13 protein-coding genes are annotated in these 14,682 nt (G+C 72.8%); 4 read left to right on the top strand and 9 right to left on the bottom strand.

Annotation, left to right across the window (positions count from 1 at the left end):
* Window positions 1-91 precede the first annotated feature (91 nt).
* The gene (glnA, locus tag ACFWFR_RS10810; protein WP_377622956.1) at window positions 92-1,516 is read right to left on the bottom strand and encodes a type I glutamate--ammonia ligase; all 1,425 of its coding nucleotides are present in this window, start codon (window positions 1,514-1,516) and stop codon (window positions 92-94) included.
* A 215-nt stretch (window positions 1,517-1,731) separates the two neighbouring features.
* Here glnA and ACFWFR_RS10805 point away from each other — a divergent pair, with 215 nt between their 5' ends.
* Window positions 1,732-2,172, top strand: a complete 441-nt coding sequence (locus ACFWFR_RS10805) for an RDD family protein (protein WP_191805842.1) — start codon at window positions 1,732-1,734, stop codon at window positions 2,170-2,172.
* On the opposite strand, the gene ACFWFR_RS10800 is transcribed toward ACFWFR_RS10805, so the two are convergent.
* From ACFWFR_RS10800 to ACFWFR_RS10775, 6 genes are all read right to left on the bottom strand, one after another.
* A complete protein-coding gene (locus ACFWFR_RS10800) occupies window positions 2,156-2,797 on the bottom strand; it encodes a class I SAM-dependent methyltransferase (RefSeq protein ID WP_377622955.1) in 642 nt (213 codons plus the stop codon). The two genes, ACFWFR_RS10805 and ACFWFR_RS10800, sit on opposite strands and share 17 nt — an antisense overlap.
* A gap of 109 nt (window positions 2,798-2,906) precedes the next feature.
* Window positions 2,907-3,638: a DUF4191 domain-containing protein gene (locus ACFWFR_RS10795; protein ID WP_191805843.1), complete on the bottom strand. Its 732-nt coding sequence runs from the start codon at window positions 3,636-3,638 to the stop codon at window positions 2,907-2,909.
* Between the two features lie 154 nt (window positions 3,639-3,792).
* Complete coding sequence (lipA, locus tag ACFWFR_RS10790) at window positions 3,793-4,794, bottom strand: lipoyl synthase (protein ID WP_191805844.1); 1,002 nt, start codon at window positions 4,792-4,794, stop codon at window positions 3,793-3,795.
* A 64-nt stretch (window positions 4,795-4,858) separates the two neighbouring features.
* Window positions 4,859-6,226, bottom strand: a complete 1,368-nt coding sequence (locus ACFWFR_RS10785; RefSeq protein WP_377622954.1) for an MFS transporter — start codon at window positions 6,224-6,226, stop codon at window positions 4,859-4,861.
* Window positions 6,227-6,311: 85 nt separating this feature from the next.
* Window positions 6,312-6,989: a lipoyl(octanoyl) transferase LipB gene (gene lipB, locus ACFWFR_RS10780; RefSeq protein WP_191805846.1), complete on the bottom strand. Its 678-nt coding sequence runs from the start codon at window positions 6,987-6,989 to the stop codon at window positions 6,312-6,314.
* A 9-nt stretch (window positions 6,990-6,998) separates the two neighbouring features.
* Window positions 6,999-7,436 (bottom strand): MarR family winged helix-turn-helix transcriptional regulator, encoded by a 438-nt coding sequence (locus ACFWFR_RS10775; RefSeq protein ID WP_318244684.1) that lies wholly within the window; start codon window positions 7,434-7,436, stop codon window positions 6,999-7,001.
* 51 nt (window positions 7,437-7,487) lie between these two features.
* On the opposite strand from ACFWFR_RS10775, the gene ACFWFR_RS10770 reads away from it, so the two are divergent.
* Window positions 7,488-9,782: an MMPL family transporter gene (locus ACFWFR_RS10770; protein WP_377622953.1), complete on the top strand. Its 2,295-nt coding sequence runs from the start codon at window positions 7,488-7,490 to the stop codon at window positions 9,780-9,782.
* 171 nt (window positions 9,783-9,953) lie between these two features.
* On the opposite strand, the gene ACFWFR_RS10765 is transcribed toward ACFWFR_RS10770, so the two are convergent.
* Window positions 9,954-10,685, bottom strand: a complete 732-nt coding sequence (locus tag ACFWFR_RS10765) for an HNH endonuclease family protein (protein WP_377622952.1) — start codon at window positions 10,683-10,685, stop codon at window positions 9,954-9,956.
* 111 nt (window positions 10,686-10,796) lie between these two features.
* Here ACFWFR_RS10765 and ACFWFR_RS10760 point away from each other — a divergent pair, with 111 nt between their 5' ends.
* Complete coding sequence (locus ACFWFR_RS10760) at window positions 10,797-11,840, top strand: Gfo/Idh/MocA family protein (protein ID WP_377622951.1); 1,044 nt, start codon at window positions 10,797-10,799, stop codon at window positions 11,838-11,840.
* A 76-nt stretch (window positions 11,841-11,916) separates the two neighbouring features.
* Window positions 11,917-13,665: a hypothetical protein gene (locus ACFWFR_RS10755; RefSeq protein ID WP_377622950.1), complete on the top strand. Its 1,749-nt coding sequence runs from the start codon at window positions 11,917-11,919 to the stop codon at window positions 13,663-13,665.
* Between the two features lie 7 nt (window positions 13,666-13,672).
* Here the strand turns inward: ACFWFR_RS10755 and ACFWFR_RS10750 are convergent, their stop codons facing one another.
* Window positions 13,673-14,563 carry a TIGR01777 family oxidoreductase gene (locus ACFWFR_RS10750; protein WP_377622949.1) on the bottom strand — a complete coding sequence of 297 codons (891 nt, stop codon included), beginning with the start codon at window positions 14,561-14,563 and terminating at the stop codon, window positions 13,673-13,675.
* Window positions 14,564-14,682: the final 119 nt, after the last annotated feature.

Genomic DNA, 14,682 nt, shown 5'->3' with positions numbered 1-14,682 from the left:
CGTAGCAATTCACACACTTGATCCAGCGAATTGGCCGGGCGGTGCTCACTCGGTGTTCCAAGCTCCGGCCAGGTCGACTGGGGATCGCTCCTTAGAGATCGAAGTAAAGCTCGAACTCGTGCGGGTGCGGGCGCAGACGGATCGGGTCCACCTCGTGGTCGCGCTTGTACGCGATCCACGTCTCGATGAGGTCGGGGGTGAAGACGTCCCCGACGGTCAGGAAGTCGTGGTCGGCCTCGAGGGCGGACAGGGCCTCCTCGAGCGAGGCGGGCACCTGCTGGATCGCGGCGTGCTCCTCGGGGGGCAGCTCGTACAGGTCCTTGTCGACCGGCTCTGGCGGCTCGATGCGGTTCTTGATGCCGTCGATGCCCGCGAGCAGCTGCGCCGCGAACGCCAGGTAGGGGTTGGCCGTCGGGTCCGGGACGCGGAACTCGACGCGCTTCGCCTTGGGGTTGTTGCCCGTCACGGGGATACGGATGCACGCGGAGCGGTTGCGCGCCGAGTAGACCAGGTTGACGGGGGCCTCGTAGCCGGGCACCAGGCGACGGTAGGAGTTGACCGACGGGTTGGTGAACGCGAGCAGCGCGGGAGCGTGCTTGAGGAGGCCGCCGATGTACCAGCGAGCGAGGTCGGAGAGGCCGCCGTAGCCCTTCTCGTCGTAGAAGAGGGGCTCGCCGTCCTTCCAGAGCGACTGGTGCGAGTGCATGCCCGAACCGTTGTCACCGAAGATCGGCTTCGGCATGAAGGTCGCGGACTTGCCGGCCTCCCAGGCGACGTTCTTGATGACGTACTTGAACTTCATCAGGTCGTCGGCCGCTGCGGTCAGCGTCGAGAAGCGGTAGTTGATCTCCTGCTGGCCGGCGGTGCCCACCTCGTGGTGCGCGCGCTCGACGTCCAGGCCGACCTGGTCGAGGACGGCGCACATCTCGTCGCGCAGGTCCGCCATCTGGTCGTTGGGGGAGACGGGGAAGTAGCCACCCTTGTAGCGGGTCTTGTAGCCGAGGTTGCCACCCTCCTCGACGCGGCCCGTGTTCCAGGCCGCTTCCTTGGAGTCGAGGTGGTAGTACGACTCGTTCTGGCTCGTCTTGAACCGGACGTCGTCGAAGATGTAGAACTCGGCCTCGGGGGCGAAGAACGCGGTGTCGGCGATGCCGGTGCTGCGCAGGTACGCCTCGGCCTTGAAGGCCACGTTGCGCGGGTCGCGGGAGTACGCCTCGTCGGTGAAGGGGTCCACGATCGAGAAGTTCACGATGAGCGTCTTGCGCTTGCGGAACGGGTCGATGTAGGCGGTCGTGACGTCAGGGATGAGCTTCATGTCCGACTCGTGGATCGCCTGGAAGCCGCGGATCGAGGACCCGTCGAACATCATGCCGTCCGTGAAGGCGGACTCGGCGAACTGCGAGATCGGGATGTTGAAGTGCTGCATGACGCCCGGCAGGTCGCAGAACCGGACGTCGACGAACTCGACGTCCTCGTTCCGGGTGAAGGCGATTGCCTCCTCCGCGTTCTTGAACATCCGTAACTCCTTGGTAGTGGGTCCTCTGGCCGTACCTCCAGTGGCGCCTCGAACCTAGGCCCCGGGAGTTTCCCCACCGTGTACCGAATGTTTCGTCCGTGTTACACAGCGCCCTGCCGTGTGACATCGGCGCGACGATGCGTGGTGGGGGACCCCGAACCAGGACAAGCCGGTCAGGCGCCGGAACCTCGCTCGCCGACACGTAGGCTGGGGCCGTGGTGTCGCGTGAAGATGTGGGTTCCTGGCTCGAGGGTACGCCGACCGGTGGGGAGGACGGCCGAGGCGGCCGCCTCGGCCTGCCGCCCGACGGTCCCGGCTCGATGGCGACGCTCGGCCGCAGGGTCGTCGCGCTGTGCATCGACTGGCTGCTGAGCATGCTCATCAGCTACCTGGTGTTCGACGCGAACTCGATGGCGACGCTCGGCGTGTTCGCGGTCGAGAACCTGCTCCTGGTGAGCACGCTCGGCTACACGGTCGGTCACCGGGTCATGGGCCTGCAGGTGCGGGTCCTGGGCGGCGAAGGTCGCATGGTCGGCCTGTGGCGCGGGTTCGTGCGGACGGCCCTGCTGTGCCTGGTCATCCCGGCCGTGGTCTGGGACGGCGACGGCCGCGGCATGCACGACAAGGCCGCGGGCACGGTCATCGTCCGCGCCTGACCTGGTCCGCGCTCCTCGCGGGCGCGCGCCACACGAGCGTGTACCGCCAGTAGAGGCGTCGGCGCAGGCGCGCCCCCGGCAGGATCACGCGAGCCGCCGCGTTCAGCTCGGCGTGGCTCGTGGTGACCTCCGCGATCGGTGAGCCGTGCTCCCACTCGCCGCGGCGCCGTCGGGCGATCCTGGCCGCGGGGATCGCGGCCGCGCTGACCGTGCGGTCCCAGGCCGTGCGCGGCCGTGTCAGCCCCACGACCGCGAGCGTGCCTCCCGGCGCGACCAGCTCGCGCAGCCTCCGCAGCCCCTCGTCGAGCGGGAGGTGGTGCAGCGTCGCGACCGTCGTGACGAGGTCGAACGGCTCGGCGAGCCCGGGCAGCGGGGCGAGGACGTCGCCCGCGACGTAGTCGAGCCCGGTCGCCTCGGGCGGGCCGCCCGCTGCGGCCCGCGCTCGCCCCACCTGGTCCGGGTCGAGGTCCACCCCCAGGACGTGCTGCGCACCAGCCGCCCGCAGGCGGCGGGTCAGGAGCCCCTCGCCGCACCCGACGTCCAGGGCTGTGCGTGTCCCGGGGGTCACGAGCCGTGCGAGCCCGGGGTGGTAGTGGGTGCTGTGGTTCCAGTACGGGTCGCTCACCGTTCTCCTCCGGCGTCGTCGGCGCAGGGTGTCGCTGAGCGGCCCAGGACGCGGACAGCCCGCCGACAGACGGGCTGTCGACGGGCTGCCGGTGCGGGTGTGCGCAGGCTCAGCGCCCGCGCATGCCCTTGCGGTCGGGGCGTGCACGCGTCGGGTCGATCCCCTTGGGGATGGGGAGCTTGGCGCCACCCAGCGCGCGCAGGCGCTTGCTGACCTCCGCCACCTCCGGCTTGGTGAGCGTCGGACGCAGCTTCTGGACCGTGCGTGCGAGCTTCTTGAGAGGCACCTGGTCCTCGCCGTTGCCGCACTGGATCGTGGTGACCGGGACGTTCGGCAGCACGCGCGTGATGCGACGCTTCTCGGCGTCGAGCAGCTTGCTCACGCGGTGCGCGGGGCCCTCTCCGACCAGGACCACGCCGGCGCGACCGATGCCACGGAACACGAGGTCCTGCTGCGGGTTCAGGGCGACGGGCTCGTCGTCGAAGGTCCAGCCGCGGCGGATCGTGCCGAGCGCGGCGCGGGCCGCACCGGGCTGGCCGTCGATCCGGCTGTAGGCGGCGGTCTCGGCGCGACGGGTCAGGACGAACAGCGAGCCGAGGAACGCGAACGGCAGACCCACGATGAGCGTGTAGACCCAGGGACCCCACGCCAGCCCGATCCCGATCGCGACGGCGAGGATGCCGACGAACACGGCGAGCATGATCCAGGTGACCGCCGGGTCCTCGGTGCGCGTCATCTTGTACGCGTCCCAGACCTGGTGATACCAGCGCTGCTTCTTCTGCTTCTTCGGCTTGGTGCCGTCGACCCCGGTCGAGGGGTCGGTGCTCTTGTTGCGGGCCATGGTGCCTCAGTCTAGTGGTGGCGGAGAGTGCTCCGGTGAAGGGGCGAGGACGGCGGCGAGCCGGACCCCGCCCCACGATTCTCTCGCACGTCGGCGAGGGATCGGGAGCGGGGACCGGCCCGCGGTCGAGCGGTGCCGAACGGTCCTGCGGAGGTCAGCGGGCCAGCAGGCTCGCCGCCTCCTGGCGGGACGTGCGCGGCTCGGCCAGGTGCGAGAGCGCGGCAGGGATCTCCATGCCGCGACGCTTCATGGCCTGGCCCCACAGCCGGCCCGCGCGGTACGACGACCGCACGAGCGGGCCGGACATCACGCCGAGGAAGCCGATGCGCTCGGCCTCGTCGGAGAGCTCGACGAACTCCTCGGGCTTGACCCAGCGCGCGACCGGGTGGTGGCGCAGCGACGGGCGCAGGTACTGCGTGATGGTGATGAGGTCGCAGCCCGCGTCGTGGAGGTCCTGCAGGGCCTCCTTCGCCTCGTCGATCGTCTCGCCCATGCCGAGGATGATGTTGGACTTGGTCACCAGGCCGGCCTCGCGGGCCCGCGTGATGACCGACAGGGAGCGGTCGTACCGGAAGCCCGGGCGGATCTCCTTGAAGATGCGCGGCACGGTCTCCACGTTGTGCGCGAGCACCTCGGGGCGCGACTCGTTGACCGCGTCCAGCAGCTCGGGGATCGCGTTGAAGTCCGGGATGAGGAGCTCGACGCCCGTGCCGGGGTTGAGCGCGTGGATCTGGCGGACGGTCTCCGCGTAGAGCCACGCACCGCCGTCGGCCAGGTCGTCGCGGGCGACGCCCGTGATGGTCGAGTAGCGCAGACCCATGGCCTGGACCGACTCGGCGACGCGGCGCGGCTCGTCCGCGTCGAAGTCGGCGGGCTTGCCCGTGTCGATCTGGCAGAAGTCGCACCGCCGCGTGCACTGGTCGCCGCCGATGAGGAACGTGGCCTCGCGGTCCTCCCAGCACTCGAAGATGTTGGGACAGCCCGCCTCCTCGCAGACCGTGTGCAGGCCCTCCTTGCGCACCAGGCCCTTGAGCTCGGTGTACTCGGGTCCCATGGTCGCCCGGGTCTTGATCCACTCGGGCTTCTTCTCGATGGGTGTCGCAGCGTTGCGGGCCTCGACCCGCAGCATGCGCCGCCCTTCAGGTGCGATCGTCACGCGGTCTCTCCCAGTCCGTGGTGGGCGGTGGCCCCCTGGAGTCGTGCCCGGTATCGGGTGAAAGTCAGCGTACGCCAGGAGCCCCGGAGGGCGCCGGGGCGTCCACGGGTGCCGGACGTGACCTGAGCGACAGTCCCGTGACCACGAGCAGCACCGCGGCGACCGCGGGCAGCGCGAACGCGGCCGCGGTCCCGACCCCCTCGGCGACCTGGCCGCCGAGGCTCGCGCCGATCGCCACGCCGACGACGTTCGCGCTCGCGAGCATCGTCATGGCGGCACCGCTGCGGCTCGTGGGGCTCAGGTCCCCGCCGACCGTGAAGATCGTGACCATGACGGGGCCCACGAACAGGCCCAGGAGCGCGAGCGCACCGATGAGGGTGCCGAGCGACCCGCTGCCGCCCGCGACGAACGTCAGGACGGCCGCGACGGTCAGCCCCGACGCGAACGCCACCCAGCGCGAACGTGCGCCGAAGCGGGCCGGCAGCGCCACGACGGCCAGGGCCGTGATCGCGGAGCCGAAACCGAGCACGGCGTAGACGAGGCCCGCCTGCGACTCGGAGCCCGCGTCGCGCATGAACGACGTGACGGCCGTCTGGGTGCTGCCGAAGAGCATGCCCATGGCGAGCATGCCGAGCACGGGGACCAGGACCTTGCGCAGGAGCCCCGCGAACGAGCCGTGGGCGTCCTGCCCGGCGGCGGCCGAGGCCTCCGGCGAGGGCTTGGGTGCGCCGGGGGTCGCGGTGGGGTGCAGCGCGAACGCCAGCCCGAACACCGCGCACACGCCCGCGGCGAAGAGCATCGCCGCCTGGGGCGACCAGACGCTCGCGAGGATGCCCACGAGCGCCGGGCCGAGCACGAACCCGATCTCGTCGGCCGTGGACTCGTAGCCCATCGCGGCGAGCAGGGTCCGCGGTCGGTGCTGGGTCATGGCGATCCAGCGCACGCGTGCGAGCGGCCCGACCTGCGGGGCGAACGCCCCCACGAGCGCGGCGGTGCCGAGGATCACGGCCGAGGGAGCCCCGGCGCTCGCGGCCTGCACGAGCCCCAGGACGGCCAGGACGTTGAGGGGCACGACGACGAGGAGCACCGTGCGCTGTCCGATACGGTCCGCGAGGGTCCCCTGGGTGGGGCCGCCGAGCGCCGTCCCGACGGCGGCGGCTGCGCTCGCGAGCCCGCCGAGCGCGAGCGATCCCGTGGTCGTGCTGACCAGCAGCAGCGTGCCGATCGTGATCATCGAGAACGGGAGTCGCGCCAGGAAGGCGATGGGGAGGAAGGCCTTGCCGGCCAGGCGGGGCAGCTCGCCGTACGTGGCGAGGGTCCCGCGGCGGGGCTCGACGTCGTCAGGAGCCGGAGCGGGAGAGCCGAGCGTGCCGACGGCGGCGGGCTCGACGTCGCGCCGAGAGGGCGCGAGAGGGCTGGGAGTGCGGGTCATGAGGGTCCTTCAGGGGTCAACCGATCCGCGCACCGACCCACCCGTACTCCGGTTGCGCAAGGATTCCCTTGAGGTGAGGCCTATTCTAGCGGCGAACGTCCGAGAAGGGGAGAGGTGCCGCCACCTGCTCCGCGAGCAACGGCGCCAGGTGCGTGCGCAAGGCGGTGACGAGCAGGGGCGAGACCTCGTCGAGCGTGACCCGGCGGCCGGTCTCGAGCGAGAGCGAGGTGACGTCGGCGTCGCTGATGCCGCACGGCACGATCCGGGAGAACTCGCCGAGGTCGGGGCAGCAGTTGAGCGCGAGCCCGTGCATGGTCACGCCGCGTGCGACGCGGACCCCGATCGCGCAGACCTTGCGCTCGCGCCGGGCAGGTGTCGCGGCGAGCCAGACGCCGCTGCGCCCCTCGACCCGGAAGGTCTCGACGCCGAGGCTCGTGCACACGTCCATGACCGCGCCCTCGAGGGCGCGCACGTAGGCGACCACGTCGACGGGCTCGGCGAGACGGACGACCGGGTAGGCCACGAGCTGGCCCGGACCGTGCCACGTGATCTTCCCGCCGCGGTCGACGTCGACGACCGGTGTGCCGTCGTCGGGCCGCTCCGACCTGTTGGTGCGCCGGCCCGCGGTGTAGACGCTCGGGTGCTCCACGAGGATCACGGTGTCCGGTGCGGCGCCGTCCACGACGTCCTGGTGCACCTGGCGCTGGAGGTCCCAGGCGTCCTGGTAGTCGGTCAGGCCGGGCCCCTCGGTGCGGAAGTGCATGCGGTCAGGCTAGTCCTCGCCGGGGCGGGGGTGCGCCTCGACCATCGTGATGAGGATCTCACGCAGCGTGGCGACCTGTTCGTCGGTCAGCCCTCGGGTGCTGAGCGCCTCGGCCGGTCGGGGGCTCGCGGCCGCGAGCGCGGCGGTGCGGCCGGTGGGGGTGATGGCCACGGCGCGGCGGCGGCGGTCCGACGGGTCGTCCGTGCGCGTGATGTACCCGGACCGCTCGAGGCGTGCCAGGACTCGGCTCATGGTCTGCTCCGTGATGTGCGACTCGGCCGCGAGCTGACGCTGGGTCCGTGGGCCGGCGAGGAGGTGCAGCAGGACGGGCATCGAGGCGTGGTTGAGGTCCCAGCCGTCGAGGTGGTGGTTCCACTCGCGCTCGATGCGACGGGTCACCGCCGACAGGAGCCGGCCCGTCGGCCAGTCCTTCGGTTCCCTGCTCACGGGGTTGGCGTCCACTTGCTTCTGAGACCTCCGTCGTCAATAGTACTCAGCATGCTGAGTAATCGCTGGAGTGGTGTGCTCCGAGGCCTGGTCATTGTCGCAGTACTCGGAGTATGGCTCGCCATCGGTGCCCTCGGCGGGCAGGCGCAGGGCAAGCTCAGCACGGTGCAGACCAACGACTCTGCCGCCTTCCTGCCCTCGAGCGCCGAGTCGACCCAGGCCGCCGAGAAGGCGCAGGCGTTCGTGTCCGACGAGAGCCTTCCTGCGCTCGTCGTCGCGGTGCCCACCGCCGGGGGAGCGATCACGCCCGAGCAGCTCCAGCTCCTCCAGGACGTCGCCGCCGACCTGCCCGGCCTCCCTCTCCCCGGCGCAGGGCCCGAGGACCCGCAGACCGTCGAGGACGCGCTCACCGGCGACCCCGTCGTCGTGCCGTCCCAGGACGGCGAGGCGGCCATGATCGTCGCGTCGCTCGACGCGTCCCAGGTGTCGGACCTCATGGCCGACGACGAGCGCGTCAACAACGTCGTGATCGCCGAGGTGCGCGCCGAGCTCGAGACCGCCCTGGCCGACTCGGGCCTGCAGGCCTGGGTCACGGGCCCCGCGGGATTCGTCGCCGACCTGGTCAACGCGTTCGGCGGGATCGACACGGTGCTGCTGCTCGTCGCGCTCGGTGCCGTGCTCATCATCCTCGCGATCGTCTACCGCTCGCCGGTCCTGCCGTTCATCGTCATCCTCACGGCGGTCTTCGCGCTGTGCCTCGCAGGGCTCGTCGTCTACCTCCTGGCCGACGCCGGCACGCTCACGCTCAACGGGCAGGCCCAGGGCATCCTCTCGATCCTCGTCGTGGGAGCCGCGGTCGACTACTCGTTGCTCGTCGTGGCGCGCTATCGCGAGGAGCTGCGCGTGGTCCGCGACCCGTACACCGCGGTCCGCAAGGCGCTGCGTGCCTCGATCGAGCCGATCGCCGCCTCGGCCGGGACCGTCATCGCGGGCCTGCTGTGCCTGCTGCTGTCCGACCTGGGGTCCAACCGCAGCCTCGGCCCCGTCGGGGCGATCGGCATCGCCGCCGCGTTCCTGGCCGCGCTCACGTTCCTGCCCGCGCTGCTCGTGCTCGGCGGCAAGCGGTCGCGCGGCATCTTCTGGCCGCAGAAGCCCGCCTACGACCCGGCCGCGGCCGAGGAGGGTACTGCTCCCGCGGGCGTGGGTGCTGCTCCGAGCACCCCCGCGGGCGAGGGCGCACGTGACGTCGCGCTCGCCGCGAGCCACGACGTCGAGGTGCACGTCGCGGGGCACGGGATCTGGTCCCGTGTCGCGAGCTTCGTGGGCCGTCGCGACCGCGCGGTGTGGATCGTCACGGCGCTCGTGCTCGCAGGGTGCGCGGCGTTCGTCCCCACGTTCCAGGCCGAGGGCACGAGCGACTCCGACGTCTTCCTCACCCAGGTCGACTCGGTCGACGGGGAGCAGGCGCTCGAGGAGCACTTCGGGGGAGTGGGCGTGCAGCCCGCGATCGTCATCGCGCCCCAGGAGGACCTCGACGCCGTGCTCCAGGCCGCGACCGCGACGGACGGCGTCGCGTCGGCCGCAGCGGTGACCGAGGCCGGGACGGGCGGTGCCCCGGGCGCCCCCGCGCAGGGGCCGCCCCTCGTGGTCGACGGTGACGTCCGTGTAGACGTCGTGACCGAGGACCCCAGCGACACCAACGCCGCGACCGCGACCGTCGCCGCGCTGCGCGACGCGGTGCACGAGGTCTCGCCCGACGCGCTGGTCGGCGGGGCGAGCGCCGAGCGGCTCGACACCCAGATCGCGGGCGACCACGACCTGCGGGTCATCGTCCCGGTCGTGCTCGTCGTGATCCTCCTGATCCTCATGCTGCTCCTGCGCTCGATCCTCGCGCCGGTCCTGCTCATGGCGGCCAACGTGCTCTCGTTCGGCGCGGCCCTGGGCGTCGCGGCCCTGGTGTTCAACCACGTGCTCGACTTCCCGGGCGCGGACCCCACCGTCCCGCTCTACGCGTTCTGCTTCCTCGTCGCGCTGGGCGTCGACTACTCGATCTTCCTCATGACGAGGGTGCGCGAGGAGTCCGGGATCATCGGCACGCGCCGCGGCACGCTGCGGGCGCTCGCGGTCACGGGCTCGGTCATCACGTCGGCGGGCGTCGTCCTGGCCGCGACGTTCGCGGCGCTCGGGGTGATCCCGCTGCTCTTCCTCGCGCAGCTCGCGTTCATCGTCGCGTTCGGTGTCCTGGTGGACACGTTGATCGTCCGCAGCCTGCTGGTCCCGGCGCTGGTGCACGACGTCGGACGCGTCGTCTGGTGGCCGGGCTCCCTCCGCCGGGCCGCACCCTGAGCCGCGGGCCCGGGCGGTCGCCTCGCGTCAGGCGGCCGCCCGGGACCCGCTCGTGGTGCCGCGTGAGGTGACTGCGGGTCCTTCCGCAGGTCGCGAAGTGCCGCGGGGCTGCCGGGTCGGCGCGAGCCAGGGGGTCGCACCGTGCAGGACGGCCTGCACGGTGCGGAAGCCTCAGGAGGCGACGGGGAGCGGCTCCGACGGGCAGCCGTCCAGGACCGTGGCCATGGCGTCGCGCTCGGCGGGGGTGACCCACAGGTCGTAGGTCACCTTGACCGCGATCTGCCGCGCGACGTAGGTGCAGCGGAACGCGTTGTTGGGCGGCAGCCAGGCCGACGCGTCCCGCGCCCCCTTCGACTGGTTGGCCGAGCCGTCCGACGCGAGCAGGTTGAGAGGGTCGTTCGCGAAGCGCAGGCGTGTCTCGGCGTCCCAGGACTGCGCGCCCTTGCGCCACGCGTCCATGAGCGGGATCACGTGGTCGATCTGGACCGCCGAGCTGGTCTTGGTGCCTCGCACGAAGCTGATCACCTCGCCCGTGTACGGGTCGTCGAACGTGCCCGTCCGGATCTCGCACGCCTTGTCGCGCGTCGAGTACGTGAGGTCGGTGAGGTCGCGCGCGAGGATGTCGTTGCGGGTGTCGCAGCCGTTGCCGTCGACGTCTGCCCAGGCAGAGCCGAAGTTCTCGCGCTCGTACCCGGTCGAGGCCGCGGGCCCCTTGACGTCGAGCGTCACGAGCGCCGCGAGCGCGGTCCCCGAGGCGGGTGCCTCGTGGGCCTCGATCGTCTGTTGGTTCACCGCGTTGGCGATGACGACGCCCAGCGCCAGGGCGATGAGGGTGATGCGGACGACGCGGCGCAGCCGCGCACTCTTCTGACTCTTCGAGCTCTTGGGGCTCTTGGTGCTCAACGGACGACCTTCCCGAACTCGGGCACATGCCGAGAACGACAGTTCCAGGAGGATTCGGTACATTCTGCCAGTCTTCGGAGGTGCTCCAGGACGGCGGCTAGATTGGTCGCCATGAGCGCACGCAGCACGCAGGAACACGTCGCACGTGTCGGGCTGGTCGGGTACGGCGGCGCGGGCAGGGGCATCCACGCCCGCCTCGCCCGCGAGGCGGGGCTCCGGGTGACCGCTGTGGTCGCGCGCGACCCGGGCCGTCGCACCCAGGCGGAGCAGGACTGGCCCGGGGTGCACCTGCACGACGACCTCTCCGGGCTGCTGGCGGACCGGGGCGCCTACGACGTGGTGGTGATCGCGAGCCCGTCGGGGCTGCACGCAGAGCACGCCGCACAGGTCTCCGCGGCCGGCGTGCCGTTCGTGCTCGACAAGCCGATCGCGCTCGACGGCACCCAGGCGGCCGAGGTGGTCGCGGTCGCGGCCGCCGCGGGCGCGCCCTTCACGGTCTTCCAGAACCGGCGCTGGGACCCCGAGCAGCTCACTCTCGAGGCGGTCCTGGCCTCGGGTGAGCTCGGCGAGGTGCACACGTTCGAGCGCCGGTGGGAACGGTGGCGACCTGTTCCCCAGCAGAGGTGGAAGGAGAACGACCCCGTCGGCGGCGGCCTCCTGCTCGACCTCGGTCCGCACCTCGTGGACTCGGCGACCCGGCTCTTCGGACCCGTGCGCTCGGTCTACGCCGAGCTGCGCGCCCTGACGACCCCGACCGAGGACGACGTCTTCCTGACCCTGCACCACGAGGGCCGCCAGGGGCGAGAGGTCGTGAGCCGGCTCTGGGCGGCCTCGGTCGTGGGTGCGCCGGGACCGCGCACGCGCGTGCTCGGCACCGCGGGCGCCTACGTCGTGACCACGTTCGAGAACGACGCCTCGCCGTTCGAGGTGTTCGACGACGCGGCTCCCGAGGGCACCGAGGGATGGATCACCCGCGGACGCGAGCGGACCCCCGTGCCACGCGCCCCAGGTGGGCACGCCGACTTCTACCGCGCGGTGGGCGCGTGGCTCACGGGCGGGCCGGTCCCGGTCGACCCGGCCGACTCCGTGCGGACGGCACACGTGCTGGACGTGGCACGCGAGAGCGCGCGCAGCGGACGTCGCCTCGACGTCTGAGCCCTCTGCGGCCCGACGGCCAGGTTCGGCCTGTGGACAAGTCGGGACGGTCGGCCCGCCCTGATGGGATAGGGGCATGTCGAGTGCACGCCCCGTCCGCGAGTCACGCCCTCGGCGACCCGGGAGGACGTGGGGCGGGCCCGACGAACCGCCACTCCCGCCGGCGCTCGCCGCACAGCTCGCGCGACGGGGCTGGAAGGTCTCCGGCAGCGGGCCGTCCCGGGACGCGCAGCGCGCCGACCGCCCGGTGTGGGTCGTCGTCGACGGCGCCGGGCGCCAGGACGACCTGACGCTCGTGCCGGTGCCCGCAGAGCCCGGTGAGCGCGCGCAGGTCGTCGAGCGTCTGGGCGTGCTGCGTGCGCTCGACCACGAGCACCTCGCCACGATCGACGAGGTCGTCGAGGGGGACGCTGCGCACCTCGGAGTCCTGACCCGACGCTCGCTCGGGACCAGCCTGGACCTTCTCCTGGCGTGCCGCGCACCCTTGAGCGCGGGCGAGGCGGTGACCCTCGTGGTCCCGCTCGCGCAAGCGCTCGCTGCGCTCCACGTCGCCGGTCAGACGTACGGAGCGCTCGACCGGAAGGACGTGACGGTCGGCGCCGACGGTCGCGCCGTGCTGCGCGCACCGCTCGACGTCTCGACCGTGAGCCCCGCGGAGGACGTCCGGGCGCTCGCCGCGCTCGTCACGGGGCTCGTGCCGCCCCCGGCGACGCTCCACGCGGGAGCCCGCGGCGCCGTCGGGCCGGGAGAGGGGAACGACGAGGCGCTCTCCGCGCTGCACGCCGAGCTCGCCGCCGCCCAGCGCGCCGACCCCCGCGGGCGCCCTGAGGCCGGGACCTTCGCCGCGCTCTGCTACGAGGCCGCGATGCCGCTCCCGATCGTCCTCCCGGACCCCGCGCGGCTGGCCGCCGCGGCCATCGCGGAACGACCTGGCCCCCGAGGCGTGGGGGGAACGCTCCGGGCGGTCGCCGAGGATGCTCCGGGGCCACGGCCTCGGAGCGGGGCCCCAGCAGGCAGCACGGTCTCCCAGGAAGGCGCCTCTCCTCGACCCGTCGCCCGGTCGGAGAGAGGCCACGACGGCGTGGCTGCCGCACCGGGCACCCGCGCCGCGTCCCGGGCGCGGGCCGGTGGCAGGGGCCGGGTCGAGGGTCCGGCCGGTCGCGCCCTGTCGACCGCAGGCGGAACGGGCGGACGCACCGGACCGGGCCGGGACCGCGGCGGCCGGTCGCGCGGGCCGCGCCACCCGGTGCTCGTCGCGGTGCTCGTGCTCACGCTCTGTGCAGCGCTGGCGGGAGGTGGGCTGGCCTTGCGGTCCTGGGCCGGGGTCGCCACGGATGTCCGGGACCCAGCGGTCGCCGGACCTCGCGCGGAAGACCGGGTCGCAGAGGGCACCGACCCGACGCGTCGCCACGACGATCCGCTCGCCGCTGCGGTCGAGCTCACCGAGCGCAGGGTCGAGCTGTTGGCGGGAGACCGAGCCCTCGCCGAGGTCGTGGTGCCCGGCTCGCCCGCGGAGCAGGCCGACGCCGAGCTGCTCGAGCGCATCACGGGCGCTGGTGTCGTCGTCGAGGGGGCCCGGGCCGAGGTCCTCGACGCCCGGAGAACGGCCTCCGGCAGGCCGGACGCGGTGGGCGCGGACGGCCCCGCCGGCAGCCCCGCCGGCAGCCCGGACGAGGCGAGCGTCGAGGTGACCTACGTCGTGGGCGCCCACACGCAGCGCACCGCGGACGGCGCGGTGACCCAGGTCCCCGCGGCCAGTCCTCAGGTCGCGGTGCTCACGCTGCGCTGGGCCGACGGCGCGTGGCGCGTCGGGGAGGTCGGCTGAGAGGTGCTCAGCCGCTCGTGACCCAGCGGACTGCCGACTCCAGGTCGTCGTGCTCGAACCTGAAGCCGCTCGCCTCCAGCACGCGCGGCAGGGCGCGCTGGGACCCCAGCACGTCGGACGCGAACTCGCCCAGCACCACCTTGAGCGCGACGGACGGCACGGGCAGCGCTGCGGGACGGTGCAGTGCCCGGGCGAGCGCGCGGGTGACCTCGGTGTTCGTCGCCGGGGCGGGGCCCGTCAGGTTCACGGGGCCGTGCACGTCGGCGTCGAGCAGGTGCAGCACGGCCGAGACGTGGTCGCGCAGCGTGATCCAGCTCCAGTACTGGGAACCGCTCCCGAGCCGGCCCCCCACGCCGAGGCGCAGCAGGGGCAGCATGCGCGAGAGTGCGCCGCCGTCGGGCGACAGGACGATCCCCGTGCGCAGGTGCGCCACTCGCACCCCCGCGTCCTGCGCGGGGGCCGTGGCGGCCTCCCACTCGGTGACGACGCGCGCGAGGAACGTCGTGCCCGGGCCTGACGTCTCGGTCAGCACCTCGGCGCCCCGGTCCCCGTAGTAGCCCACCGCGGTCCCCTGGAGGAGCACGGGCGGGGGAGCATCGAGGTGCGCGAGGGTGCGGGCGAGCAGCCCGGTGGTGCGGGTCCGGGACTCGAGGATGGTGCGCTTGTACTCGGTGGTCCACCGGTGGTCGCCGACCCCTGCGCCCGCGAAGTTGACCACGGCGTCCGCGCCCTCGAGCGCGTGGGGGTCCAGGGCGTCCTCGTCGGGGTCCCAGAAGATCTCGTGCGCTGCCTGGGGAGGACGGCGCACCAGGCGGCGCACGGTGTCCCCCCGCTCGCGCAGGCGTTCGAGCAGCTCGGTCCCGATCAGACCGTGCGAGCCGGCCACGACGATGTCCATGCGACCACGGTACGGCCCGTGCGGCCTGCCTGCGCCGCTCGGGCCTCGCGTCGTCCGGCGTGTCCGGTGCGCCGACCACGAACGAACGACGACGGCCCCCCGACCCGTGAGGGTCGAGG

Source organism: Oerskovia sp. NPDC060287 (genome assembly GCF_042726775.1).
GTDB classification, from domain to species: domain Bacteria; phylum Actinomycetota; class Actinomycetes; order Actinomycetales; family Cellulomonadaceae; genus Oerskovia; species Oerskovia merdavium.
This window is presented reverse-complemented; position numbering and strand designations above follow the sequence as displayed.

Coding starts and splice junctions, on each gene's coding strand:
- lipB (WP_191805846.1), bottom strand. CDS start 6,989: ATGCACTTCCGCACCGAGGGGCCCGGCCTGACCGACTACCAGGACGCC.
- ACFWFR_RS10795 (WP_191805843.1), bottom strand. CDS start 3,638: ATGGCCCGCAACAAGAGCACCGACCCCTCGACCGGGGTCGACGGCACC.
- ACFWFR_RS10770 (WP_377622953.1), top strand. CDS start 7,488: ATGCTGAGTAATCGCTGGAGTGGTGTGCTCCGAGGCCTGGTCATTGTC.
- ACFWFR_RS10755 (WP_377622950.1), top strand. CDS start 11,917: ATGTCGAGTGCACGCCCCGTCCGCGAGTCACGCCCTCGGCGACCCGGG.
- ACFWFR_RS10760 (WP_377622951.1), top strand. CDS start 10,797: ATGAGCGCACGCAGCACGCAGGAACACGTCGCACGTGTCGGGCTGGTC.
- ACFWFR_RS10785 (WP_377622954.1), bottom strand. CDS start 6,226: ATGACCCGCACTCCCAGCCCTCTCGCGCCCTCTCGGCGCGACGTCGAG.
- ACFWFR_RS10750 (WP_377622949.1), bottom strand. CDS start 14,563: ATGGACATCGTCGTGGCCGGCTCGCACGGTCTGATCGGGACCGAGCTG.
- glnA (WP_377622956.1), bottom strand. CDS start 1,516: ATGTTCAAGAACGCGGAGGAGGCAATCGCCTTCACCCGGAACGAGGAC.